We start from the raw sequence: 25,277 nt of genomic DNA on the forward strand, positions 1-25,277 counted from the left end.
CCACGCGCGATCCGGATTCAGTAATGATCTCGCACCGACACGATGGCGATCGCATCGTCAGTCACCACGTACACCAGCCTGTTCGCATGGTCGATCCGGCGCGACCAGGCCCCCTGCAACCCGAACCGCAACGGCTCCGGCTTTCCGATGCCCTCGAACGGCGTCCTCATTGACCTGTCTCATGCAGGTCTTGAGGCTGTTGCGGAATGTGCTGTACGCGATGGCCTGCATGGCACCCTCGTCGACGTCTTGTACATGGCATTGTACAAGTCTGCACCGCCCCGTCACCGTTCCGAGGCTGCCCGAGCATCCGAAGCGGACTGGACGCCGCGGACACACTCGATGACGAGATCGAGGACGTTGCGCACAGCCAGACGCCGTGCCCGATCCGGCCTCATCACCGCCGAGAGGAATCGTCGGGCGGGGACATCGGTGATCTCCCGGAGCACCACCCCGGTACCCGACGGCGTGGTGAGTCGGGGCAGGACTGCGAGCCGGTCGCTGGAGGCCACGAGCGCCTCGATGACGCGGTTGTCGTGGAGGCGCTGCTCGATGGCCAGTGGCTCCCCGGCCTTCTGGGCGATGGACGTCATCACGGTGTCGAAGGGGTAGCCGCGCGGCACGCCGATCCACGCCGCGTCCTTGACGTCGTCGGCGCGCAGTCGCCGCCGGTTCGCCAGCGGATGGTCGGCGGCCATGGCGATATCCAGCGGCTCGGCCATCAGTTCGACGACCTCCATCGCTCCGGTGCCGACCGGGCGCGGGCCGGCCAGGCTGTGGGCGATCGCGATGTCGACGTCATTGGACAGGCTGGCGAAATCCTTCTCGGCCGGATCGACGTCGGACAGGCTCAACTCGATGCCTCGTCCGCGAGCCCCGGCCGCCAGAGCGGGGAACAGCAGTCCCGCGGCACTGGGGAAGGCCAGCACCGACACCGGTCCGCCGGGATCGTGGCGGTAGGCGTCCCAGTCCGCCTGCACCTGCGCCATCGCGGTCTGCACGTGGGCTCCGCCGGCTGCCAGCAGCCGGCCCGCGTCGGTGAGCCGGATGCCCCGGCCGTCGGGCTCCACCAGTTGAATGCCGAAGGCCCGGTGGGCGGTCCTCAGTTGCTGGGAGACCGCCGAGACGGTGCGATGGGTGGCCCGCGCGACGGCGCTCACCGAGCCCCGCGCCTCGAGTTCCCGGAGCAGTTCGAGATGCCTCACATCCATGAAGCCAGCCTAATCTCTTTCTGTAGAAACTTTCAGTTGTCCTTCAAGAATTCGGCAGCGAGGATGGCCCCGTGAACTGGTGGGCATTCCTGATCTACACGGCGGTGATGGCCTTCACGCCCGGGCCGAACAATCTGGTCGCCTTCGATGTCGCCCGGCGGACGGGGATGCGCTCCGCCCGCAGACTGCTCCAGGGACTGGCGGCGGGATTCCTGGTGATCGATGCGGTAGTCGTCGTCGCGGCCTCAGTGCTCGACAACCGACTCGATCAGATCGAGCCCTGGCTGAAAATGCTCGGCACCGCCTACCTGCTGTACCTGGCATGGGCCACGGTCCACCCCGGTGCGCACCACAGTGCCGACGCCTCGGGGATGAACGGACTGTTCGCCCGCGGGCTGCTGGTCAACCTCACCAACGTCAAGGTGCTGCTGTTCTTCCTGGTGGGCCTGACCGGCTACCTCGTCCCAGAAACCGGATCGATCACCGGAGCCGCAGCTGTGAGTCTGGTGATGCCGCTCACCTGCTGCGTCTCGAACCTGGTGTGGGCGCAGGCGGGATCGCTGCTCTGTTCCTGGCTGGCCCGTCACCGTCGAGATGCCGACCTGGTCATCGCGATCCTGCTGGCGGGATGCGCCGTCACTCTGTGGCTGTGAGACTCCCGGCGGACCGGGCTCAGTGGGCGTCCGACCAGGCCTGGGGGTCGGACGACCAGGTGGCCAGGGTCTCCTGCTGGTCGGGTGTGATCCGGCCCGAGGCGGCCGCCACCTCGACCAGAGTCGGGTAGTTGGACAGGGTGAACAGCGGCAGCCCGGCCTCCTCGAAGGCCTGGTGGCCCTTCTCGAGCTCGTAGGAGAAGATCGCCAGCACCCCGAGCACGTGGCCGCCCTCGCGCTGCACGGCGGCCGCGGCGTCGAGCACCGATCCGCCGGTGGAGATGAGGTCCTCGACCATCACCACCGAGGCCCCCTCGGCCAGCCGGCCCTCGATCTGGTTGCCCTTCCCATGGTCCTTGGGCTTGGAGCGCACGTAGACCATGGGCTTCGACAGCCGGTCGGCGGCCAGGGCGGCGTGGGCGATACCGGCGGTGGCGGTGCCGGCGACCGCCCGGACGTCGGGGAAGTTCTCGCTCACCAGGGTGGCCAGCCCCGAGGCGATCAAGGACCGCGTGTCCGGATCGGACAGGGTGACGCGGTTGTCGCAGTAGATCGGCGAGTGGAGGCCCGACGCCCAGGTGAACGGAGCCTCCGGGGACAGCGAGACGGCGCCGACACTCAGCAGCCCCTCGGCGACCTGTCGGGCCAGGGCGGGATTCGAGATGGTCATTCTTCTCCTCAGTTGTTCCGGCCGGTGTTCCAGGCCGCCTTGATGGCGTGGTAGGCGGCCACGGGGTCCTCGGCCCGGGTGATGGGGCGTCCGACGACGATGGCGCTGGATCCCAGCCCGGCGGCGTTCTCGGGGGTGGCGACCCGCGACTGGTCGCCGACCGCCGACCCGGCGGGGCGGATGCCCGGCGTCACCCGCAGGAACCCGTCTCCGGTAGCGGCGGCGATCCGGCCGGCCTCCTGGGCCGAGCAGACCACTCCGGCCAGCCCGGCCTGGCGGGCCAGCCGGGCGTAGTGGAGCACCGACTCGGCCAGCGGCACCGCGATCAGCTGCTCGTCGTGCATGGCAGCCTCGGAGGTGGAGGTGAGCTGGGTGATGGCGACCACGGCCGGATCGTTGGAGGCGCCTGACAGGCCTTCCAGCGCAGCCTCCATCATCGCCTGCCCGCCGGCGGCGTGGACGGTGAGCAGGTCGGCTCCCAGGCCGGCGAGGCTGGCGGCGGCCCGTTTCACGGTGTTGGGGATGTCGTGGAGCTTGAGGTCGCAGAAGACGTCGTGCCCGGCCTCCTTGAGCCTGGTGACGATACCAGGTCCGGAGGAGTAGAACAGCTCCATCCCGACCTTGAGAAACAGCGGTTCGTCGCCGAACCGGGCGACCAGGGCCAGAGCCTCGTCGGCGCTCGGCACGTCGAGGGCGATGATCGGGCGGGAGGTGTCCATCGGTTCTCCTCAGTGGTGATTCGGGGCTGTGGTGGTGGGATCACGGTCGGACCGCACATCGGCCCGCAGATCCTCGAGGGTGGCGATTCCCAGCTCGTCCATCAACGGCTCCAGGCCGTCGATGATCGTCGGGCAGGCCAGCGGATCGGTGAAGTTCGCGGTGCCCACCGCGACCGCCGAGGCCCCGGCCAGCATCATCTCCAGGGCGTCGCGGGCGGTGGTGACCCCGCCCATGCCGATGACGGGGATGTCGACGGCCCGGGTGACGGCGTCGACCATCCGCAGCGCGATCGGCAGCACGGCCGGGCCCGAGAGCCCGCCGGTGCGGTTGGCGATGATCGGGCGACGGCGCCGCAGGTCCAGCCGCATCCCGGTGAGGGTGTTGATGAGGGTGAGCCCGTGCGCCCCGGCTCCGGCGATCGCCCGGGCGATCTCGGCGACGTCGGTGACGTTGGGCGACAGTTTCATGTACACCGGCACCTGGGAGACGGCCACGATCTGCTCGGTGAGCTCGGCGGCCACCGCCGGATCGGTACCGAAGGTGATCCCCCCGTGACGCACATTGGGACACGAGATGTTGATCTCCAGGGCGGCGACGTTGGGGGCGGCCGAGATCGCCCGCGACACCTCGACGTAGTCCTCGGTGGTGGTGCCGGCGACGTTGGCGATGATGGGCAGGTCAGGGAAGTGCTCGGCCAGCCATGGCAGTCTCTGGGCCATCACGGCGTCCAGTCCGGGGTTCTGCAGGCCGATGGCGTTGAGCATCCCCGAGGGGGTCTCGGCGACCCGGGGCACCGGGTTGCCGCGCCGCGGCTCCAGGGTGGTGGCCTTGACCATGATCGAACCGAGCAGGCCGAGGTCGAAGTAGTCGGCGTACTCGGCGCCGAAGCCGAAGCAGCCCGAGGCGGGCATGATCGGGTTGCGCAGGTCCAGTCCGGGCAGGGACACGGCCAGACGGTTCACAGCACGACCTCCTCGGCGGTGAAGACGGGCCCGTCCCAACAGATCCGGTGCTGGTGGGCGGGATCGGCGGCGTCGGGTACCACGCAGGCGTAGCAGGCGCCGACCCCGCAGGCCATCCGCTCCTCCAGGGACAGCTGGGTGGCGGCGATCGGCGAGAAGGCCGACTGCACGTACCGCAGCATCGGCAGCGGGCCGCAGGAGTAGACCGCATCGGGGGCGAATTCCGCGGCACCGGGCACCGATTCCAGGTCGGCGACCGTGCCACGGGAACCCGCCGAGCCGTCGTCGGTGGAGATGAGCACCTGGCCCAGTGCGGCGAACCTGTCGGCCCAGAAGACGTCGGCGGCATCGCGGAAGCCCAGTCGCAGCTGGACGGTGACGCCGCGTTCGACGAGCCGTCGGGCGAGCAGGTACAGCGGCGGGACGCCCACTCCCCCTCCGATCAGCAGTGCCGAGCCGCCGGGAGCGACGACATCCAGGTCGAAGCCCCTCCCGAGGGGGCCCAGGCTGTCGACCTGCGATCCGACCGGCAGCCCGCACAGTGCCGCGGTGCCCTGGCCCACGATCCGCAGGATGACGGTGAGGTCGCGGCCGTCGTCGGAGCTGTCGGCGATGGAGATGGGCCGCCGCAGGACCGATGCCCCTCCCCTGGCTGCCGGCAGTACCGGCAGCAGGTTGAGGAAGGTGCCCGAATCCGGGGCCGCCGGGACGGCATCGGGACGCCGCAGTACCAGGGCATGCACGCCGCGGGCGACCTCGTCATTGGCCACGACCTCCAGCAGCCGCGTGCCCGGCAGGGGCGTTGATCTGGTCGTCATCGTCCTCAGATCACCTCGGTGGAGAAGGCCCGCGACTCCATCACCCGGCAGATCGCCGATGCCGTGTCCAGGGAGGTGAACAGCGGGATGCCGCGGGCGATCGCGGCCCGGCGGATCTGCTTGCCGTCGATGATGGTGTCCTGGCCGTTGCTCATCACATTGATGACGGCGTCGCAGCCGGCGCGGGCGATGAGGTCCAGCACCGACTCGGTGGAGCCGGCCTCCGTGGAGCCGATCTTGTGGGCGACGTCGATATTGAGCCCGGCCTGGCGGAAGTAGGCGGCGGTGCCCTTGGTACCCACCAGCTGGAAGCCGATCCGGTCGAAGCGACGGGCCAGTTCCAGGGCCTCGGGCTTGGCGTTGTCGGCGACCGTGATGAGCACCTTGCCGAACTCGGGCACGTGCAGCCCGGCGCCTTCGAAGACCTTGTAGAGGGCCTTCTCGACGGTGTCGTCGGAGCCCATCACCTCGCCGGTGGACTTCATCTCGGGCCCCAGATGGGAGTCGACCAGGTCGAGCTTGGAGAAGCTGAACACCGGCGACTTCACGTGAATCCGGTGGGACTCGGGCATCAGGCCGGGTCTCAGTCCCTGATCGGCCAGGGTCTGGCCAAGAATGACTCTGGTGGCCACCTGGGCCATCGAGGTGCCGGTGACCTTGGAGAGGAAGGGCACGGTGCGCGAGGCCCTCGGATTGGCCTCGATGACGTAGACCACGCCATCCATGACGACGAACTGGATGTTGAGGATGCCGCGGGTATTGAGGCCGAGCGCCAGCCGGGTGGTCACCTCGGTGATGCGGTCCTTGACCTGGCGGCTCATCCGCTGGGGCGGGCAGACCGCCATCGAGTCGCCGGAATGCACCCCGGCGCGTTCGATGTGCTCCATGATGCCGGGGATGACGACGTCGCGGCCGTCGCAGATCGCGTCGACCTCGCACTCGGCACCCTGGAGGTAGCGATCGATGAGGATCGGGCGGTCGGGGCTGACGTGTACCGCCTCGTGCATGTACCGCTCGAGCTCGTGGGCGCTGTTGACGATGGCCATCGCCCGTCCGCCGATGACGTAGGAGGGGCGCACCAGCACCGGATATCCGAGCTGCTCGGCGACGTCGAGGGCCTCCGCGGGATTGTGGGCCATACCGCCCGGGGCCTGCGGGATGTCCAGTTCCTTGAGCAGCTTCTCGAATCCCTCGCGATCCTCGGCACGGTCGAGATCCTCCAGCTGGGTGCCGAGGATCGGCACCCCGTGGGCGGCCAGCGGGCCTGCCAGGTTGATGGCGGTCTGGCCGCCGAACTGGACGATGACCCCCTCGGGCTGCTCCAGCTCGATGACGTCCAGGACGTCCTCGACGGTCAGCGGCTGGAAGTACAGCTTGTCGGAGACGGAGAAGTCGGTGGAGACCGTCTCCGGGTTGGAGTTCATGATGATCGCCTCGTGGCCGGCGGCCTGGATGGCCTTGACCGAGTGCACGGTGGCGTAGTCGAACTCGATGCCCTGACCGATCCGGATGGGACCGGAGCCCAGCACCAGGATGGAGGGCCGTCCGGAGCGCACCGACTCGTTCTCGGTCTCGTAGGTCGAGTAGAAGTACGGGGTCTCGGATGCGAATTCCCCGGCGCAGGTGTCGACCATCTTGTAGACCGGCCGGAATCCCGCGTCGAGGCGGGTCCGGCGCACCTGGTCGGGGGCCCTGCCCCAGAGACGGGCGATCGCCGAGTCGGAGAATCCGTTGCGTTTGGCGATCCACAGCGATTCGGTCTGGCCGGGGGTCACCCGCAGCCGGTCCTCGATCTCCAGGATGTGGGCGAGCTTGTCGAGGAAGAACAGGTCGATGCGGGTCTGCTCGTGCAGCTCGCCGATGGTGCGCCCCCGCCGGATCGCCTCGGCCAGGCAGAACAGTCGGTCGTCGCGGGCGTGCAGCAGATGCTCCTCCAGGACGTCGTCGGGCAGATTGGTGACCGCCGGGTCGCTGATGTGGTCCAGCCCGATCTCCAGGGACCGGACGGCCTTGAGCAGGGACTCCTCGATGGTCCGCCCGATCGACATCACCTCGCCGGTGGCCTTCATCTGGGTGCCCAACCGACGGTCGGCCCGGGCGAACTTGTCGAAGGGCCAGCGCGGGATCTTCGCGACGACGTAATCGAGCATCGGCTCGAACATCGACCAGGTGGTGCCGGTGACGGGGTTGCGGATCTCGTCGAGGGTCAGCCCGACGGCGATCTTCGCGGCGATCTTGGCGATCGGGTAGCCGGTGGCCTTGGAGGCCAGGGCCGAGGACCGCGACACCCGCGGGTTCACCTCGATGACGTAGTACTGGAAGGAGTCCGGGTCCAGGGCGAGCTGCACGTTGCAGCCTCCCTCGATGCCCAGCGCCCGCACGATCTCGATCGACGCGTCGCGCAGCATCTCGTGCTCGCGGTCGGTCAGCGTCTGGGTGGGGGCGAAGACGATGGAGTCGCCGGTGTGGACGCCCACCGGGTCGAAGTTCTCCATATTGCACACGACCATGGTGTTGTCGGCGCCGTCGCGCATCATCTCGTACTCGATCTCCTTGAACCCGGCGATCGACTGCTCGACCAGGCACTCGGTGACCGGGGACAGGTCCAGCCCCTTGCCGACGATGCGCACCAGCTCGGCCTCGTCGTCGCAGATCCCGCCGCCGGTGCCGCCCAGCGTGTAGGCGGGACGGACGATCAGCGGGTATCCGATACGGGCGCCCACCTCGACGGCCTCGACGACGGTGTGGCAGATCTCGGAGGCGGGCACCGGCTGGCCGAGCTCATCCATCAGCTGCTTGAACAGGTCGCGGTCCTCGGCCTTGGAGATGGCGTCGAGATCGGTGCCCAGCAGTTCGATGCCCAGTTCGTCGAGGATCCCGGATCCGGCCAGTTCGGTGGCCATGTTGAGGCCGGTCTGACCGCCGAGTGTGGGCACGATGGCGTCGGGGCGCTCCCGGCGCAGGATCTGGGAGACGAACTCGAGAGTGATCGGTTCGATGTAGACCCGGTCGGCGATCTCGCGGTCGGTCATGATGGTGGCCGGGTTGGAGTTGACGAGGACGACCTCGTAGCCCTCCTCCTTCAGCGCCAGGCAGGCCTGGGTGCCGGCGTAGTCGAACTCGGCGGCCTGGCCGATGACGATCGGCCCGGAGCCGATGACCAGGATCCGGTGGAGGTCTGTGCGACGGGGCATCAGTTGTTCCCTTCGGTGGCGGGCATGAGTGAACGCGGCACGGCTCCCCGCTGCAGGACGGGGGCCGACATGTCGCGGGGTGCCGGGCCGGCCTGGCGGTGGGCGTCCATGAGGTCGATGAAGTCGTCGAAGATGTGCTCGGCATCGTGCGGTCCGGCGGCGGCGTCGGGATGGTACTGGACCGAGATGGCGGGCAGCCTGCTGTGGCGCACCCCCTCGACGGTGCCGTCGTTGATCTCGATCTGGGTGATCTCCAGTTCGGTGCCGGGGATCGACTCGGGGTCGACGGCGAATCCGTGGTTCTGGCTGGTGAAGTCGATCCGGCCGCTGCGCAGGTCCTTGACCGGATGGTTGAAGCCGCGGTGGCCGAAGGGCAGCTTGTAGGTGTCGGCGCCGTTGGCCAGGCACAGCAGCTGATGACCCAGGCAGATGCCGAAGATCGGGTAGTCCTCCTGCAGGTCGCGGATCACCTGCTCCACGCCGTCCAGGCTCTTGGGGTCACCGGGGCCGTTGGACAGCATGATGCCGTCGGGGGCCAGGGCCCGGACCCGCTCGGCGCTGATGGTGTGCGGCACCACGGTGACCGCGCATCCGCGCCTGGCGAGCTCGCGCAGGATCGAGTGCTTGAGCCCGAAGTCGAAGAGCACCACCGAGTGGCCGCCGAGCGGGCTCGGATAGGCGGTGCGGGTCGACACCCGGGCCACCTGGTCGGTGGGCAGTTCGGCGGACCGCAGCGACTCGAGCTCGTTCTCCAGGTCGGCGTCGGGGCCCACCAGGACCCCCTTCATGACGCCCTCGGTGCGCAGCCGGCGCACCAGCGCCCGGGTGTCGATGCCGGCCAGCCCGGGAATGTCGTGGACTTTGAGGAACTGATCCAGGCTCACCCGGTTGCGCCAGTTGGATGCCAGCCGCGGGTACTCCCGGCAGACCACCCCGGCGGTGGTGGGGAAGAGGGACTCCATGTCGTCGCGGTTGATCCCGGTGTTGCCGATCAGCGGGTAGGAGAAGGTGACGATCTGACCGTTGTAGGACTGGTCGGTCAGCGTCTCCTGGTAGCCGGTCATCCCGGTCGTGAAGACCACCTCGGCGCGCACCTGTCGGTCGGCTCCGAAGGCCTCCCCGGTGTAGCTGGTCCCGTCGGCGAGCAGCAGTGTCCGAGTCGTCATGCCTGGTCCTTCCGGTCGGTGGTGTTGTCGAGTGAGCTGTGGACGGTACGGCCGTCGACCATGGTGAGCACGCAGTCACCGAGGACACGACGTCCCGCGAAGGGGCTGTTGCGGCCCTTGCCGACGAACCGGGAGGGTTCGATGACGGCCTCGTGGGCCAGGTCGAAGGCGGCCAGGTCGGCCGGCCCGCCGACTCTGATCCGTCCGGCGTCCAGGCCGTAGGCGCGGGCCGGGGCGGCGGTGAGCCAGTCGACGAGCTGGTCGAGGCGGAACCGGCCGTTCAGCACGAAGACCGTGTAGAGCAGGGCGAAGGTGTGCTCGTTGGTGATGACGCCGAAGGCGGCGTCGCGGAAGGAGCAGTCCTTCTCGGCGGCGGTGTGCGGGGCGTTGTCGGTGGCGATGGCGTCGATGGTGCCGTCGCACAGGCCGTCGATGACCGCGTCGATATCGGCGCGGGTGCGCAGCGGCGGGTTCATCTTGTAGAAGCCGTCGTCGCCGGGGATGTCCTCGTCGGCCAGCAGCAGATGGTGCGGGGCGGCCTCGGCGGTGGCGTGGACGCCGTCGGCCCGAGCCCGGCGCAGCGCCCGGACTGATTCGCGGGCGGAGGCGTGACACAGGTGGTAATGGGCCCCGGTCTGCTCGGCGATGGCCAGGTCGCGGACCACCTGGACGGTCTCGGCCAGCCGGGTGATGCCCGGCAGATCCAGTTCGCCGGCCCGGTGCCCGTCGTTGATCACTCCCCCGCGCATCAGGGATTCATCCTCGGCGTGGGTGGCGATCGGGCGGCCGTGGCGGGCTGCGGCCCGCATGGCGTCGTACATCACCCCAGCGCGCTGCACTCCCTTGCCGTCGTTGGAGAAGGCGACCGCGCCGGCGTCGACGAGGGCGTCGGCGTCGACCAGTTCCTCGCTGGTCAGCCCGACGGTGATCGGTGCGTAGGGCAGCACCTTGACCACCGCAGACGCCTCGATGAGGGCCTTCAGTTCGGCCATCAGTCCGGGATTGTAGGGGTCGGGGACGGTGTTGGGCATCGCGCAGACGGTGGTCCAGCCTCCCCTGGCGGCGGCCGCGGTGCCGCTGGCGATGGTCTCCTTGTCCTCCTGGCCGGGTTCGCGCAGGTGGTCGTGGAGGTCGACCAGACCGGGAGTCAGCAGCGCCCCGCCGAGATCAACGCGGACGGCGTCGGCACCGTCGAGGGCGGCGGACCGGCCTCGCGAGACGGCCTCGATCCGGCCGTCGGCCACCAGCACCTGGGAGGGTACCGGCACTCCGCCCTCGAGCATGGTGAGGTGTGTCAGCAGTGTTCTGGGCATCACTGTTCTGGGCACTTCAGCCCGCCTTCCTGATGGTCACCCGGTCGCCGCCGTCGGCCTCCTGGACGCGGACGGCGACCACCTCCTCGGCGGAGGTGGGCAGGTTCTTTCCGACGAAGTCCGCACGGATGGGCAGCTCGCGGTGTCCGCGGTCCACCAGCACGGCCAGCTGCACGGCGGCCGGGCGCCCGACCGCCAGGATCGCGTCGATGGCGGCCCGGGTGGTGCGCCCGGTGTAGAGCACGTCGTCGACCAGGACGACGGTGAGGCCGGTGAGGTCGGAGGGCAGTCCCGGGTTGGGGTCGGCGAAGCTGGCGCGGTATCCCGCGGAGTCGCGGTCATCGCGGTAGGCCCGGACGTCAAGGTCGACCGCCTGGACCGGTCTGGACTCCACCTCGGCGAGCCGTTCGGCCATCCGGCGTGCCAGGTGGGCGCCGCGGGTGCGCACCCCGGCCAGCAGGAGGTTCTGGGCGCCGTGATTGCGCTCGACGATCTCATAGCAGATCCGGGTCAGGGCACGGCGCATGGCATCGGCGTCCATCACCACCACGCCGTCAGACGGGTCGGGTGCAGTATGTGCGGGCACGTGTCGCCTCCTCCGGACATGAAAAAGGCCTCCCACCGCGGGGGGAAGGCATGAGCCCGGAGGCTGGTGATCGGGTACGGCTCACCGCCTGCTGGACGACCTTGCCGACCTCACGGGATCGACCTTAAAGGACGTTGGCGTAAACCTAGCACGCCTCGACCCCGCTTGCTCGGCGATGAGACGGTCATGACCTCCTCGGCGCGCAGACCCACTGACAGGACCCATAGGCTCGCACCTGCACTGTGCTCCTCACCTGCTGACCGCAACGGCACCGCAGGAAGTAAGGCACGACATTTGCGGAGCCCTGCCTCGCAGGATGCCACAGACCATTGACATCCCCTACACACATTGGTAGGAACAGAACGTCATCAGACCACTGGAGTATGTATGACGCTGGTTCTCATCGATCCCCAGCTGGGCGCACGGATCACCGGATACGTCGCACGGCGCATGCCCGACGCCGTGGCCTGGCCGGCCAGCACGCTGGCGACCATGGTGCCTCCCGTCCAGGCGGCCCAGACCCTCAGCGACCTGCAGGACGACGACGAGGACTGGGACGGGGCGGTCGGGCTGGGGTTCGGCTGCGGCCCGGCCGCATCCTTGGTGCGGTCGGGCCGCGCCCGCCGGGCGGTCCTCATCGACCCGGCCGCCTTCCAGGCGAACGATTCCGGCCTCGAACTGGTCTGGGCAGTGCCGATGTTCCACCCCGACGGCCCCCGGAGGCCCTACGACAAGATCATCGAGGCCCTCGGTGAAGACGAGTTCCAGGACCCCCGAGACGTGGTCCTGGACGACATCCATGAGGCGGAGAGGTGGGTCGCCCGTACGGCACCGCCATTCGAGGCGGTGCGGATTCTCTTTCAACCGCCACCAAGGGACCTCAGTACGACCGGGCCGTATCCGCGCGAGGGGTACGCCGCCTACGCGGCCATGGCCTACGGCACGCAGGTCACCGACGATCCCGGGCTGTGGGACCGGGTCACCACGATCTGTCAGGAGGCCGAGGAGGCGCGTCAGCCCTACGACGACGCCCTCCCGTCCCAGCCCGATGAGTCGTCCACACGAGATCTCAACTGGCTGAGCGCCTGGACCGATCCCGACCTCGACATCACGATCTGGCTGTCACAGGAAGCCGGCTTCCTCGCCCGCCCGCTGGCCCGCCGCGGACCGGACCGTCCCCTCGTCACGCAGCCGTGGCGATCACTGGCCTGGCTCACCGACCCGCAACGCCTCGCCCGGGCCATGACGGACTGGTCCGGGTGATCCCCAGGCTCCGTCAGCTCAGTGCGGCCCGGACCAGATTCGAGGCCTGCTTGCCGTCGAAGCGGCCCTTGGTGCGTGCCTGGACGGCCTTCATCACCGGCCCCATGAGCTTCATCGAGGGTTTCTGATCACCGGCGGCCGCGGCGACCTCCTCGTCGACGATGGCCCTGACCTCCTCGGCGCTGAGCTGGGCGGGCAGGTACTTCTCGAGGACGGCGATCTCGGCCTCCTCGTCGGCGGCCAGCTCCTCCCGGCCGCCCTCGCGGTAGGCGGCGGCCGAGTCGCGACGGGAGCTCACCTGCTTGGCCAGGACGTCGGTCTCCTCGGCGTCGGACAGCTCGCGGGCCTCGTCGCCGGCGACCTCGGCGGACTGGATCGCGGCCAGGGCCATCCGGATGGTGGACTTGGCCACCTCGTCGTGGGCCTTCATGGCGGCGACGAGGTCGGACTTGAGCTGGATCTTCACGGCTCCCATGACGGGACACCTCCTGGGAATAGCGGATAGGAATTCAGCGGCGCTCGGCCAGAACAGTCTCGATGCGCACGAGCTCCTCCTCGGTGAAGGGAGAGGCGCTCAGTGCGTCGATGTCGGAATCGATCTGGGACACCGAGGAGGCGCCGACCAGCACGCTGGTGACCCTCTCGTCGCGAAGATTCCACGACAGCGCCATCTGCGCCAGTGTCTGGTCGCGATCCTTGGCGATCTCGGTGAGAGCGGTGACGGTGGCGAGGGTGGAGGCGTCGATCTGATCGGGCTTCAGCGAGCGCGATCCCATTCCGGCCCGTGAACTCTCGGGGATGCCGTGGAGGTACTTGGTGGTGAGCAGCCCCTGGGCCAGCGGGGAGAAGCAGATGATGCCGAGCCCCTCCTGCTCGCAGGTGTCGACCAGGCCGTCCTCGATCCACCGGTCGAACATGTTGTAGCGGGGCTGGTGGATGAGCAGCGGGGTACCCAGATCGCGGGCGATGGCGGTGGCCCTCGCGGTCTGATCGGGGTCGTAGGAGGAGATCCCGGCATACAGCGCCCGGCCCGAGCGCACGATCCGGTCCAGGGCCCCCATCGTCTCCTCGAGCGGGGTGTCGGGGTCGAAGCGGTGGGAGTAGAAGATGTCGACGTAGTCCAGGCCCATCCGCTTCAGCGACTGGTCGCAGGAGGCGATGAGGTACTTGCGGGAGCCGCCGCCCTGGCCGTAGGGGCCCGGCCACATGTCGTAGCCGGCCTTGGACGAGATGATGAGCTCGTCGCGGTAGGGCCGGAAATCGGCGGCGAAGATCCGCCCGAAGTTCAGTTCGGCCTGCCCGTACGGGGGCCCGTAGTTGTTGGCCAGGTCGAAGTGGGTGACGCCGCGGTCGAAGGCTCTGCGCAGCACTGCGCGCTGGGTCCCGCCGGGATGCAGGTCCCCGAAGTTCTGCCACAGGCCCAGGGACACCTCGGGCAGCATGAGGCCCGAGCGCCCGCAACGCCGGTAGTTCATCCGGTCATAGCGGTCCGACGCGGCGAGATAGGTGCTGACAGCCATGGGCTGAACTCTACCGCCACCGGGCGGGTCGGGTCCGCGTCAGTGGCGGCCTGTCCTGGGCCGGACGACCTTGTGGGCCTGCCAGTCGTCGGAGACGTTGAAGGTCGACGTGAGGATCATCCCGGCCGTCTCGGCGCCCTCTGACAGATCGGAGGTGTCGACGGTTCCCGCCCGGCCCACCTTCGGGGTCACCAGGAGGATGATGCCGTCCTTGTCCAGATCGCGCATCGCATCGACCAGACCGTCGGCGACGTCCCCGTCATCGGAGCGCCACCAGAGCCACACCACGTCGACGCCGCCCAGGGCGTCCTCGATGAGATCCCCCTCGATGGCGTCCATCACCTGCTGGCGCAGATCCTCGTCGACGTCGTCATCCCATCCGAGCTCCTGGACAACCTGGCCGGACTGCAGCCCGAGCCTGTCGAAATCAGTCCCGCTTTCCACGAATCCCCTGCTCCTTGTCCTGTGTTGTCCCCCGGCATCGGTCACACCTGACGACTGGGACCAAGCCTGCCAGATCCTGGCCCGCCCGGCCAGTGCGCCGGGCCGCGAGCCCGGCGCACTGGAGCGGATGCGCTGCCCGAATCCGGCTCAGGACTCCCCGCCCGCGTTGCCCGAGGTGCCGGCATTCACATTGAGCAGGTCGTACTGCTGGGCGGCTCTCAGCGGCCAGTCCTCAGGGATCTCGCCGTTGTCGGCCAGCTGCTGGAGGGTCCGCACCGCGATCGACGGGCCGTCGATGTGGAAGAAGCGGCGGGCGGCCGGGCGGGTGTCGGAGAAGCCGAACCCGTCGGCCCCGAGCGAGGCGTAGTCGCCGGGCACCCACTGGGCGATCTGGTCGGGCACCTGGCGCATGTAGTCGGTGACCGCGACCACCGGGCCGGGGGCATCGGCCAGGCGGGCCGTCACGTAGGGGGTGCGGTGTCCCTGATCGGGGTGCAGGAAGGCCTGCTCATCGGCGTCCATGGCGTCGCGGCGCAGCTCGTTCCAGGAGGTGACACTCCACACGTCGGCCACCACGCCGAAATCGCGCTTGAGGAGTCCCTGGGCCTCCAGAGCCCAGGGAACGGCCACCCCGGAGGCCAGGATCTGGGCGCGACGGGCGTCCTGGTTGACCCCTTCGAAGGATCCGGGGGCCAGCAGATACATGCCTTTGACGATGCCCTCGGCGTCGACCCCCTCAGGTTCCTTGGGCTGGACGATCGGCTCGTTGTAGACCGTGAGGTAGAACATCACGTTCTCGTCGGCCGGCCCGTACATGCGGTCCAGGCCGGATTCGACGATATGGGAGATCTCGTACGAGTAGGCCGGGTCGTAGCTCACCACGGCCGGATTGGTGGCGGCCAGCACCGGCGAGTGACCGTCCATGTGCTGGGTGCCCTCGCCGGTCAGGGTGGTGCGTCCCGCGGTGCCTCCGAGCACGAATCCCTTGGCCATCTGGTCGCCGGCCGCCCAGAACCCGTCTCCGGTGCGCTGGAAGCCGAACATCGAGTAGAAGATGTAGATCGGCACCAGGGGCACGCCGTGGGTGGCGTAGGCGGTGCCGGCGGCGGTGAAGGCGGCCACCGATCCGGCCTCGTTGATGCCGGTGTGCAGGATCTGCCCGTTCTTCGCCTCCCGGTAGCTGAGCATCAGCTCGTGATCGACCGGGGTGTAGTTCTGGCCGTGCGGGTTGTAGATCTTGATGGTCGGGAAGAAGGAGTCCATCCCGAAGGTGCGCGCCTCGTCGGGGATGATCGGCACCACGTGCGGGGCGAAGTCCTTGTCCCGCATGAGGTCCTTGAGCAGCCGGACGAAGGCCATCGTGGTGGCCACCTCCTGCTTGCCCGATCCTCGCTTGACGCCGTCGAAGTGCTTGGCCGAGGGCTTGGGCAGGGGCTTGTGAGTGGTGCGGCGCTCGGGGGTGAAGCCGCCCAGGGAGCGGCGGCGCTCCAGCAGGTACTGGATCCGCTCGTCCTCGGGACCGGGGTTGTAGTACGGCGCCAGGTAGGGGTTCTCCTCGAGCTGGGCGTCGGTGACCGGGATGTCGAGACGGTCGCGGAAGGCCTTGAGGTCGTCGACCGTCATCTTCTTCATCTGGTGGGTGGCGTTCCGCCCGGCGAAGTGGGAGCCCAGGTCGTAGCCCTTGATGGTGCAGGCGAGCACCACCGTCGGGGCGCCCTTGGTCTCGGTGGCGGCCTTGTAGGCCGTGTACATCTTGCGGTAGTCGTGGCCGCCGCGTCGCAGCGCCCAGATCTGGTCGTCGGTCCAGTTCTCGACCATCCCCAGGGTGCGCGGGTCCCGGCCGAAGAACTCGCGGCGCACATAGCCGCCGTCATTGGCCTTGAAGGTCTGGTAGTCGCCGTCGCGGGTGTTGTTCATGAGGTCGACCAGGGCGCCGTCCTTGTCGGCGTCCAGCAGCGGATCCCAGCCCGATCCCCAGATCACCTTGATGACGTTCCAGCCCGCACCGCGGAACGTGGACTCGAGCTCCTGGACGATCTTGCCGTTGCCGCGCACCGGGCCGTCGAGGCGCTGGAGGTTGCAGTTGATGACGAAGGTGAGGTTGTCGAGCTCCTCGTTGGCGGCCACCTGGAGGAAGCCGCGGGACTCGGGCTCGTCCATCTCGCCGTCGCCCAGGAAGGCCCAGACGTGCTGGTCGGAGCAGTCCTTGACGCCGCGGTTGGTGAGGTACTTGTTGAAGGAGGCCTGGTAGACCGCGTTCATCGGGCCGATGCCCATCGACACGGTGGGGAACTGCCAGAACTTCGGCAGCATCCGGGGGTGGGGGTAGGAGGGCAGCCCGTCGGGGGCTGCGGACTTCTCCTGGCGGAAGCCGTCGAGCTCGGTCGCCGACAGCCGACCCTCCAGGAAGGCCCGGGCGTACATGCCCGGGGAGGCATGGCCCTGGTAGAAGATCTGATCGCCTCCGCCGGGAGCGTCGGGACCGCGCCAGAAGTGGTTCATGCCCACCTCGTACAGGGTGACCGCGGAGGCGTAGGTCGAGATGTGGCCGCCGACCCCGATCCCGGGCCGCTGGGCGCGCTGCACGGTCATCGCGGCGTTCCAGCGCAGCATCCTGCGGATTCCCCGCTCCATCGCCTCATCACCGGGGTACGGCGCCTCGTCGACGGCCGATATGGTGTTGATGTAGTCGGTCGAGGTGAGCGCCGAGACGTCGAGCTTGCCGTGGCTGCGGGCGTGCTCCAGCAGTTTCAGCAGCACCACACGGGCCCGGTTCTCCCCGTCCGCCTCGACCATCCTGTCGAGGGATTCGAGCCACTCCTGCGTCTCCTCAGGGTCGGTGTCGGGAAGGGTTGTCGGGAGTCCGTTCAGGACGGGGCCGGGTTCTTCGCGTGGGATCACGCCGGGTCCTTTCTCATCGACGATGACGCTGAGCCGGATCACCGGTCGGCATGTGACCCCATTGTGGACCCGGATGCAAGAAAAATCACAAGCTGTGGTGCCGATGTTCTCGCTAGGCTCGATCGCACCTGCAGACAGGAGTGGCCGTGGCATCAAGGAGTTCCTCGGAGTCGGCGCGTCGCGCCGGCATGTCGAGCACGGGACGCACCGTCGTCCCCTCGGATCGCACCCGCAAGGCGATGGCCAAGCGGTTGGCGGCGCGCACCTCGGCCATGACGACGGCCACCCTGGCCCAGATGACGCAGCGCCACTCGTGGTTCCGGGCGTTGTCCGCCGACGACCGGTCGTGGATCTCCATCGTCGCCCGCAACGGCATCGACGGGTTCGTCCGCTGGTTCGCCGACGACGAGGCCGAGCCCTACTCCCCCACCGACGTCTTCGACGTGGCGCCGCGCTCGATGACCCGCAAGATCTCCCTGCACCAGACAGTCGATCTGGTGCGCACGACCATCGAGGTCGTCGAGGAGCAGATCGAGGAGAAGATGCCGCGGGGCGACCGTTCCGTGCTGTCCAATGCGATCGCCCACTACTCCCGGGAGGTGGCCTTCGCCGCCGCCGAGGTCTACGCCCGCGCGGCCGAGCAGCGCGGCACCTGGGACGAGCGGCTGGAGGCCCTGGTGGTCGACGCCATCGTGCGCGACGATGTCGACGATGAGCAGCTGACATCCCGGGCCTCGACGCTGGGCTGGAAGCCCGGCTCGAAGCTCTGCGTCGTGGTCGGCGCGGTGGGGTCCTCGCGCGCCCTCCACGGGCTGCGGCGGGCCGCGGAGCACGCCCACCTCTCGGTCCTGGCCGCGGTGCAGAGTGACCGGATGGTCGCGGTGATCTCAGGTGCGGCGCTCTCCGACGACGCCTCCGCGGTGGGCGCCGCCGAGCCCCTGGCCGAGCACTTCGGAGAAGGGCCGGTCGTGGTGGGGCCGGTCGTGGGCGATCTCACCGGCGCTCCCGGTTCGGCCCGGTCCGCCCTGTCGGCGGCCCGTGCAGCGGTGGCCTGGCCCGAGGGCCCGCGGCTCATCGCCTCGGCCGACGTCATCCCCGAGCGGGTGCTGGCCGGCGACCGGCAGGCCGTCGAGTGGCTGGTCGCCGAGGTCTTCACCCCTCTCAATGAGGCCACCGGCGACCTGATGGACACCTGCGTGTCCTTCCTGGACCACGGCGGCTCGGTGGAGGGCACCGGGCGAGCCATGTACATCCACCCGAACACCGTGCGCTACCGCCTCAAGAAGATCCAGGACGTGACCGGCTACTCGCCCACGGATCCGCGGGAGGCCTACCTGCTACGGCTGGCCGTCACCCTGGGGAGGCTGCGGGGCTGAGGAGCGGATCCCTGCCGGCCGCTCCTGGACCGATGGTTCGCTCCTGGACTGATGATTACAGTGGCGCCATGAATCTCATGATCCCGGTGCGCCCGGACGGCTCGGTGGAACCACGATTCGGAAAGGCACCGATGGTCGCGGTGGCCGGCGTCGACGAGGCCGGCGCGATCACCTCCTGGCAGACCTTCCAGGTGGGCTGGGACGCCCTGCACGATGCCGGCACGGAGGGTTCCCACCATGCCCGCATCGTCACCTTCCTGCGCGAGCACGAGGTGGCGGCTGTGGTGGCCACCCACGTCGGGCCGGGCATGCAGCGCACGCTGAACTCGATGGGGCTGCCGATGCTGCTGGCCGCCCATCCTGACGCCAGGACCTCGGTGGAGGCCGCCGTCGCGGCTGCGGGAGAGCACTGATGCGCATCGCGGTGATCGGGGCCGGGGCCATCGGCGGCTTCTACGGCGCCGCGCTGTCTGCGGCCGGCCAGGACGTCTCCTTCATCGCCCGGGGCGCCACCCTCGAGGCCCTGCGCACGCATGGCCTGCGCATCATCGGGGAGCAGACCCTGACCCTCGACGTGGCCGCCACCGACGACGCCGCCGAGATCGGCCCGGTCGAGGTGGTGCTGATGTGCACCAAGACCTTCCAGGTCGCCGACGCCGCACGCAGCTACCTGCCCGCCCTGATGGGGCCGGACACCCTGGTCGTCAGCACCCAGAACGGCGTCCAGGCCCCGTTCTTGCTGGAGAGAACGGTGGGCCGCGAGCATGTGGGGCCGGGGGTGTGCCGGGTGTGGTCCAAGATCGCCGAGCCCGGCGTCATCGACCTGATGGGAGGCCCGAAGAGCCTGGTGGTGGGCACCTGGGATGACGCCGTCACCCCGGTGCTCTCGGCCTTCCGGGCGGCGCTGCACCAGGCCGGCGTGGCCACCTCCGAGTCCACCGACATCTGGACCGAGCTGTGGACCAAGGTGATCCACGTCGTACCCCAGGGGGCGGTCGGGGCGCTGCTCGACGCCCCGCTGGGCGAGCTGCTGGACCGTCACCGGGCGCTGTACCGCCGGACCATGGCCGAGACCGCCGAGGTGGCCCGGGCACACGGAGCGAAGCTGCCCGACGACGTCGTGGAGGCCACCCTGGGCTTCCTGGCCGGCCAGGATCCGTCCTCGACGACCTCCTTCCAGCGCGACATCACCTCCGGGCGTCGCAGCGAGTTCGCCGCCCAGGTGGGTGCGATTCCGGCGCTGGGCGACGAGGTGGGCGTCGACACCCCGGTCAACGACGTCATCGCCGAGGTGCTGGGGCTGGCCGAGGAGCGCAACCGGGCGGCCTGATACGCGATATCTCGTTGTGGGGTTCTCACAACTTCCCTGTCATCCTTTTCGTGACCTGAACCGTCGCATCGGCGCCGTCGATGGACCAGAGTGGAGCCTGTGCTAGCCATTGTTGCGCCCGGACAGGGCGCCCAGAAGCCCGGATTCCTCTCCGCGTGGATGGAGGACTCGACCTTCGCCGCACACCTGCAGTGGCTGTCCGCCGTCGCCGATATCGATCTGGTGGCCCACGGCACCGTCTCCGACGAGGCGACCATCAAGGACACCTCGATCGCCCAGCCCCTGCTGGTCGCCTCCGCTCTGGCCACCGGATGGTCAGTCGCCCCCGATCTCTTCTCCCGCGCCGACGTGCTGGCCGGCCACTCGGTCGGCGAGATCGCCGCCGGGGCGGGCGCCGGAGCCTTCTCCCCCGAGGCCGCCATGGTGCTGGTCCGCGAGCGCGGCCGGGCGATGGCGCAGGCCGCCGCGGTCACCGAGACCTCGATGACCGCCGTGATCGGCGGAAAGCCCGAGGAGGTCGTCGCCGCCATCGGGGCCGCCGGGCTCACCCCCGCCAACTACAACGGCAAGGGCCAGATCGTGGCGGCCGGCACCGTCGCCCAGCTCGCCGCCTTCGCCGAGAACCCGCCCGCACGCACCCGGCTCTTCCCACTGACCGTCGCCGGCGCCTTCCACACCGTGCACATGGAGCCGGCCGTCGACCATCTGCGCGAGGTCGCCGCGGCCATGCCGACCTCGAGGCCCTCGGTGGCCCTGCTGTCCAACCGCGACGGCGCGATCGTCGGGGACGGGCGGGCCTTCGCCGACCGCCTGGTGGCCCAGGTGGCCCACCCGGTCCGCTGGGACCTGTGCATGGAGACGATGGCCGCCCGCGGCGTCACCGGCATCATGGAACTCGCTCCGGCTGGTACCTTGACCGGGATCGCCAAGCGCAATCTCAAGGGCGTCGAGCTGTTCAACCTCGACACGCCCGATCAGCTCGACGAGGCCCGCGCCTTCGTCGAGGCACACTCCCCCCAGACCGCGGAGGCCTGATGCCCGACACACCCCGTCCCACCCTCACCCAGGCGCAGGGGGCGCCCTCCTCCCGGATGCTGGCCACCGGTTCGGTGCGCGGCTCGCGTGTCGTCTCCAATGAGGAGATGTGCACCATGATCGACTCCACCCCGGAGTGGATCCAGCAGCGCACCGGTATCACCGAGAGACGTTGGGCCACCGCCGAGGAGACACCGCGTTCGATGGCCGTCGAGGCCGCCCGCAAGGCCCTGGCCAAGGCCGGTCTGGAGCCCTCCCAGGTCGACGCCATCGTCATCGCCACCGTCTCCCACCACCGTCCCTCCCCCTCGCTGGCCACCTATGTGGCCCACGACCTGGGCAGTATCGGGGCCGCGGCCTTCGACATCAACGCCGCCTGCGCCGGGTTCTGCTACTGCACCTCGCTGGCCGACTCGATGATCCGCAGCGGTTCGGCCACCCACATCCTGGTGATCGGTGTGGAGAAGCTCTCGGAGATGACCAATATCGCCGATCGCGGCACCGCCTTCCTCTTCTCCGACGGGGCCGGCGCGGTGCTCTTCGGGCCCTCGCAGACCTCCGCCGTGGGTCCGGCCGTCTGGGGCTCGGCCGCCGACAAGGTCGAGACCATTGAGATCGAGGACTGGACCCAGGTCGCCGACCACCCGCGGGTCAGCCATCCGCTCATCGCGATGGACGGCCGGAATGTGTTCAAGTGGGCCATGACGTCGGTGGTCCGCAAGGCCGGAGAGGCCATCGCCGAGGCCGGCATCACCCCCACCGACCTGGACGCCTTCATCCCCCACCAGGCCAACGACCGCATCACCGACGCCATGCTGCGTCACCTCAAACTGCCCGAGTCGGTGGAGGTCTGTCACGACATCGCCGACATGGGCAACACCTCGGCGGCATCCATCCCGATCGCGATCGACCGGATGCTGGAGAGGGGCCAGGTCCACAGCGGCGACCTGGCACTGATCATCGGCTTCGGCGCCGGGCTGGTCTTCGCCGGCCAGGTCGTCGTGCTGCCCTGATCGCACACCCGTCACCGCACAAGTCTCACCCAACAAAAGGAAGAAAATCATGGCTGACAACGCACAGGTCCTCTCCGACATCGCCGACATCGTCAACGACATCACCGGCGTCGACCAGGCCGAGGTGACCGCCGAGAAGTCCTTCACCGACGACCTGGACGTCGACTCCCTCTCGATGGTCGAGATCGTCTACGCCTGCGAGGAGAAGTTCGGCGTGGAGATCCCCGACGACAAGTCCAAGGACCTCAAGACCGTCCAGGACGCCATCGACTTCGTCACCGCCAACCAGGGCTGACCGCTCCCCATCACAGGCCCCACCCCCACCCCGACCATCAGGAGTTCATATGAGTGACGTCGTCATCACCGGCTTCGGCGCGACCACCCCGCTCGGGGGCGACGCCCCGAGCACCTGGGAGGGCCTGTTGGCCGGGCGCAACGGCGTCCACACCCTGACCGCCGACTGGGCGGCCGATGTGCCGGTGCGCTTCGCGGCCTGCGTGGTCGACGAGCCCACCAATCACATCGCCCGGCCCCAGGCGCGCAGGATGGACCGCAGCTCCCAGCTGGCGATCGTGGCCGCCCGCGAGGCATGGAGCGACGCCGGACTGCTGCTGCCCCACGACGAGGACGGCGAACCGGTCGACAACGGCATCGATCCGGAGCGGCTGGTGGTGTGCTGCGCCACCGGCATCGGCGGCCTGCACTCCCTGCTGGGCCAGTGGGACATTCAGAAGGACCGCGGTTTCCGCCGCGTCAGCCCCTTCACCATCCCGATGCTGATGGCCAACGCTCCGGCGGCCAATATCGGCCTGATGGTCAACGCCAAGGCCGGGGTCCACACCCCGGTTTCCGCCTGCGCCTCCTCCTCTGAGGCCATCTCCCTGGGGCTGGACCAGATCCGTCTGGGCCGGGCCGAGATCGCGGTGGTCGGCGGCACCGAGGCGGTCATCCATCCGCTGCCGCTGGCGGCCTTCGCCCAGATGCAGGCCCTCTCCAAGCGCAACGACGATCCCGAGCACGCCTCACGTCCCTGGGACACCGGGCGCGACGGCTTCGTGCTGGGCGAGGGTGCGGCCGTGATGATCATCGAGACCATCGAGCACGCGCAGGCCCGCGGGGCGAGGATCTACGGGACGCTGGCCGGGGCCGGCATCTCCGCCGACTCCCACGACATCGTCCAGCCCGACCCCACCGGGGCCGGCCAGGCCTCGGCGATGCGCAAGGCGCTGGCCTCCGCAGCGCTGGAGCCCCGCGATGTCGTCCACGTCAACGCGCACGCCACCTCGACCCCGCAGGGCGACGAGGCGGAGGCCCATTCGATCCGATCGACCCTGGGCGAGGCCGCCGACGACGCCCTGGTCACCGGCACCAAGTCGATGACCGGCCACCTGCTCGGCGGGGCCGGGGCTCTGGAGTCCTACGCGACGGTGATGGCCCTGCAGGAGCGCAAGGTGCCCGGCACCATCAATATCGAGCATCTGGAGGCCGGACTTCCGGTCAACATCGCCCAGCAGACCACCGAGCTGCCGACGGGCGACCTGGCGGCCCTCAACAACTCGTTCGGATTCGGCGGCCACAACGTGACCCTGGCGTTCACCAACGCCAATGCCACGCGCTGACCGGCGGCCGTCTCAGACCGTGAAGCGGCGTCCCCCGGGCTCGGGAGGCGCCGCTTCGTCACGGTCGGGGGGCCAGGATCAGGGCCGGACGGGATCCGGGTACTGGGATCAGCCCACCTCGCTGCCGAGCCAGGACACGTCCAGGTCGGGGTCGCAGGCGCGGAAGGGCTCCAGCTCGACATCCCAGGGCTCCCCCAGCAGGTCGGAGATCTCGGCCTCCAGCGGCTCGCCCTGGGACCGGGCGCGGATCATCGCCTGGCGCAGCCGGTTCTCATCGACGACGACATCGCCGATCTCGTTGGTCTCGGCGGAGAAGATTCCCAGATCAGGGGTGACGCTCCATCGGTGGCCGGCACCGGCGGCCGGCGGGTCGACAGTGACCTCGATGCGCAGCCGACCCCAGGTCGCCAGCGTGGAGACCAGCCCTGCGGCCCCCTCTGGCTCCCCGTGCCACGGCGTCTCGGCGCGCCAGCATCCGTACTCGACCGGCTGCCGCTGCCATCTGATCCCCGCGGGCAGAACAACAGCGGCGTCGGCGGCCCATTCGATATGGGTGCGCAACGCCGTCGGAGCAGAGTGGATGTAGAGCATGCCACCCGACTGATGTGCGTACTGCTTCATGTTCCGTCCTCCCTCGGTACCAACGTGCCTTCCCCTGCAGCGGTGCCACGCGGATGACCGGAACGTGGCCCAGTCTGCCCCGCGGCAGCGGACCTCGACAAGCCCCCCCGGCGTGTCGGCCTTGACCCGGTGCGACTTCTCAGGCGGTCCGGGAGTAGTCACGGGGCCCGAAGACGGCCTGTCCGAGACGCACCGTCGTGGCACCGTGGGCGATCGCCAGTTCGAAATCACCGGACATTCCCATCGAGAGCTCGTCCCAGTCACTGACCTGCCCGGCCTCGCTGCGCAGCCGCTCCCGGAGGTCGACGACCCGCTGGAAGCAGGCCCCCACCTGCTCGGGATCCGGGGAGTTCAGCGCCACCGTCATCAGGCCGCGCACCCTGAGGCTGGCGAAGGCGTCGAGCCGGTGGCAGAAGGCGACGGCCTCCTCGGGTCCGATGCCCGACTTCTGGGGCTCCCCGGAGCTGTTGATCTCCACGAGCACGTCGAGGGCGCGACCCTCCTGCTGGAGACGGCGATCGAGTTCGCGGGCCAGCTTGATCGAGTCCAGGGCCTGGAACTCCGAGGCGAAGCGGGCCACCTGGCGGGCCTTGTTGGTCTGCAGGTGGCCGATGACGGCCCAGCTGATCTCCGGGTGGCCCGGGTTCAGTTCCTCCCACTTGCCGATGGCCTCCTGCACCCGGTTCTCCCCGAAGCGGGTGCAGCCGCACTTTTCGGCCTCCAGGACGTCGGCGGCGGGGCGGGTCTTGCTGACGGGCAGCAGCCTGATGTCCCGGGCGTCGCGTCCGGCCGCGCGGGCGGCGTCCTCGATCCGGGCGCGGACCGCGGAGATGTTGTCGGCGATGGTCATGACCACGACCTA

25 protein-coding genes are annotated in these 25,277 nt (G+C 69.2%); 9 read left to right on the forward strand and 16 right to left on the reverse strand.

Annotated elements, in window-relative coordinates:
• Positions 1-17: 17 nt before the first annotated feature.
• Positions 18-170, reverse strand: coding sequence for a Txe/YoeB family addiction module toxin (locus tag JS278_RS09120; RefSeq protein WP_114044899.1), 153 nt, complete (start codon positions 168-170; stop codon positions 18-20).
• A 114-nt stretch (positions 171-284) separates the two neighbouring features.
• Entirely contained in the window at positions 285-1,211 is a 927-nt protein-coding gene (locus tag JS278_RS09125) for a LysR family transcriptional regulator (protein WP_114044900.1), read from the reverse strand.
• A gap of 71 nt (positions 1,212-1,282) precedes the next feature.
• Between JS278_RS09125 and JS278_RS09130 the strand changes: the two genes are divergently transcribed.
• A complete protein-coding gene (locus tag JS278_RS09130) occupies positions 1,283-1,864 on the forward strand; it encodes a LysE family translocator (protein WP_114044901.1) in 582 nt (193 codons plus the stop codon).
• Positions 1,865-1,883: 19 nt separating this feature from the next.
• Here the strand turns inward: JS278_RS09130 and pyrE are convergent, their stop codons facing one another.
• The 8 genes from pyrE to pyrR are packed head-to-tail and all read right to left on the reverse strand — an operon-like array spanning position 1,884 to position 11,248.
• Positions 1,884-2,534, reverse strand: a complete 651-nt coding sequence (pyrE, locus tag JS278_RS09135; RefSeq protein WP_114044902.1) for an orotate phosphoribosyltransferase — start codon at positions 2,532-2,534, stop codon at positions 1,884-1,886.
• An 8-nt stretch (positions 2,535-2,542) separates the two neighbouring features.
• Positions 2,543-3,253 carry an orotidine-5'-phosphate decarboxylase gene (gene pyrF, locus JS278_RS09140; protein WP_114044903.1) on the reverse strand — a complete coding sequence of 237 codons (711 nt, stop codon included), beginning with the start codon at positions 3,251-3,253 and terminating at the stop codon, positions 2,543-2,545.
• A gap of 9 nt (positions 3,254-3,262) precedes the next feature.
• Positions 3,263-4,216 (reverse strand): dihydroorotate dehydrogenase, encoded by a 954-nt coding sequence (locus tag JS278_RS09145; protein WP_114044904.1) that lies wholly within the window; start codon positions 4,214-4,216, stop codon positions 3,263-3,265.
• Positions 4,213-5,034, reverse strand: a complete 822-nt coding sequence (locus tag JS278_RS09150) for a dihydroorotate dehydrogenase electron transfer subunit (RefSeq protein WP_114044905.1) — start codon at positions 5,032-5,034, stop codon at positions 4,213-4,215. Before JS278_RS09150 ends, JS278_RS09145 begins: the two co-directional genes overlap by 4 nt.
• Before the next feature lie 5 nt (positions 5,035-5,039).
• Positions 5,040-8,228 carry a carbamoyl-phosphate synthase large subunit gene (carB, locus tag JS278_RS09155; RefSeq protein WP_114044906.1) on the reverse strand — a complete coding sequence of 1,063 codons (3,189 nt, stop codon included), beginning with the start codon at positions 8,226-8,228 and terminating at the stop codon, positions 5,040-5,042.
• Complete coding sequence (locus tag JS278_RS09160; protein WP_114044907.1) at positions 8,228-9,394, reverse strand: carbamoyl phosphate synthase small subunit; 1,167 nt, start codon at positions 9,392-9,394, stop codon at positions 8,228-8,230. The genes carB and JS278_RS09160 overlap by 1 nt, the downstream gene beginning before the upstream one ends.
• On the reverse strand, positions 9,391-10,710 hold the full coding sequence (locus JS278_RS09165; RefSeq protein ID WP_114044908.1) for a dihydroorotase: 1,320 nt from the start codon (positions 10,708-10,710) through the stop codon (positions 9,391-9,393). The genes JS278_RS09160 and JS278_RS09165 overlap by 4 nt, the downstream gene beginning before the upstream one ends.
• Before the next feature lie 13 nt (positions 10,711-10,723).
• Positions 10,724-11,248, reverse strand: coding sequence for a bifunctional pyr operon transcriptional regulator/uracil phosphoribosyltransferase PyrR (gene pyrR, locus JS278_RS09170; RefSeq protein ID WP_114046230.1), 525 nt, complete (start codon positions 11,246-11,248; stop codon positions 10,724-10,726).
• Between the two features lie 432 nt (positions 11,249-11,680).
• Here pyrR and JS278_RS09175 point away from each other — a divergent pair, with 432 nt between their 5' ends.
• Positions 11,681-12,556, forward strand: coding sequence for a hypothetical protein (locus JS278_RS09175; RefSeq protein WP_114044909.1), 876 nt, complete (start codon positions 11,681-11,683; stop codon positions 12,554-12,556).
• A gap of 13 nt (positions 12,557-12,569) precedes the next feature.
• On the opposite strand, the gene JS278_RS09180 is transcribed toward JS278_RS09175, so the two are convergent.
• From JS278_RS09180 to aceE, 4 genes are all read right to left on the reverse strand, one after another.
• The gene (locus JS278_RS09180) at positions 12,570-13,031 is read right to left on the reverse strand and encodes a GatB/YqeY domain-containing protein (RefSeq protein WP_114044910.1); all 462 of its coding nucleotides are present in this window, start codon (positions 13,029-13,031) and stop codon (positions 12,570-12,572) included.
• Between the two features lie 34 nt (positions 13,032-13,065).
• Entirely contained in the window at positions 13,066-14,076 is a 1,011-nt protein-coding gene (gene mgrA / locus JS278_RS09185; protein ID WP_114044911.1) for an L-glyceraldehyde 3-phosphate reductase, read from the reverse strand.
• A gap of 39 nt (positions 14,077-14,115) precedes the next feature.
• On the reverse strand, positions 14,116-14,520 hold the full coding sequence (locus JS278_RS09190; protein WP_114044912.1) for a DUF3052 domain-containing protein: 405 nt from the start codon (positions 14,518-14,520) through the stop codon (positions 14,116-14,118).
• Between the two features lie 147 nt (positions 14,521-14,667).
• Positions 14,668-17,421: a pyruvate dehydrogenase (acetyl-transferring), homodimeric type gene (aceE, locus tag JS278_RS09195; protein WP_114046231.1), complete on the reverse strand. Its 2,754-nt coding sequence runs from the start codon at positions 17,419-17,421 to the stop codon at positions 14,668-14,670.
• Between the two features lie 239 nt (positions 17,422-17,660).
• Here aceE and JS278_RS09200 point away from each other — a divergent pair, with 239 nt between their 5' ends.
• From JS278_RS09200 to JS278_RS09230, 7 genes are all read left to right on the forward strand, one after another.
• On the forward strand, positions 17,661-18,797 hold the full coding sequence (locus JS278_RS09200) for a PucR family transcriptional regulator (RefSeq protein ID WP_181833895.1): 1,137 nt from the start codon (positions 17,661-17,663) through the stop codon (positions 18,795-18,797).
• A 68-nt stretch (positions 18,798-18,865) separates the two neighbouring features.
• Entirely contained in the window at positions 18,866-19,210 is a 345-nt protein-coding gene (locus JS278_RS09205) for a NifB/NifX family molybdenum-iron cluster-binding protein (protein WP_114044914.1), read from the forward strand.
• Complete coding sequence (locus JS278_RS09210) at positions 19,210-20,127, forward strand: 2-dehydropantoate 2-reductase (RefSeq protein ID WP_114044915.1); 918 nt, start codon at positions 19,210-19,212, stop codon at positions 20,125-20,127. The genes JS278_RS09205 and JS278_RS09210 overlap by 1 nt, the downstream gene beginning before the upstream one ends.
• Before the next feature lie 159 nt (positions 20,128-20,286).
• Complete coding sequence (locus tag JS278_RS09215) at positions 20,287-21,162, forward strand: ACP S-malonyltransferase (protein ID WP_245935300.1); 876 nt, start codon at positions 20,287-20,289, stop codon at positions 21,160-21,162.
• Entirely contained in the window at positions 21,162-22,175 is a 1,014-nt protein-coding gene (locus JS278_RS09220) for a beta-ketoacyl-ACP synthase III (RefSeq protein WP_114044917.1), read from the forward strand. Before JS278_RS09215 ends, JS278_RS09220 begins: the two co-directional genes overlap by 1 nt.
• 49 nt (positions 22,176-22,224) lie before the next feature.
• Positions 22,225-22,470 (forward strand): acyl carrier protein, encoded by a 246-nt coding sequence (locus JS278_RS09225; RefSeq protein WP_114044918.1) that lies wholly within the window; start codon positions 22,225-22,227, stop codon positions 22,468-22,470.
• Between the two features lie 49 nt (positions 22,471-22,519).
• A complete protein-coding gene (locus JS278_RS09230) occupies positions 22,520-23,794 on the forward strand; it encodes a beta-ketoacyl-[acyl-carrier-protein] synthase family protein (RefSeq protein ID WP_114044919.1) in 1,275 nt (424 codons plus the stop codon).
• A 108-nt stretch (positions 23,795-23,902) separates the two neighbouring features.
• On the opposite strand, the gene JS278_RS09235 is transcribed toward JS278_RS09230, so the two are convergent.
• Together JS278_RS09235 and JS278_RS09240 are read right to left on the reverse strand one after the other, a co-directional pair.
• Entirely contained in the window at positions 23,903-24,415 is a 513-nt protein-coding gene (locus JS278_RS09235; RefSeq protein ID WP_114044920.1) for a DUF3145 family protein, read from the reverse strand.
• Positions 24,416-24,554: 139 nt separating this feature from the next.
• On the reverse strand, positions 24,555-25,265 hold the full coding sequence (locus JS278_RS09240) for a YggS family pyridoxal phosphate-dependent enzyme (protein ID WP_114046232.1): 711 nt from the start codon (positions 25,263-25,265) through the stop codon (positions 24,555-24,557).
• Positions 25,266-25,277: the final 12 nt, after the last annotated feature.

The organism is Acidipropionibacterium virtanenii (assembly GCF_003325455.1).
In the GTDB taxonomy this organism is placed as follows: Bacteria; Actinomycetota; Actinomycetes; order Propionibacteriales; family Propionibacteriaceae; genus Acidipropionibacterium; species Acidipropionibacterium virtanenii.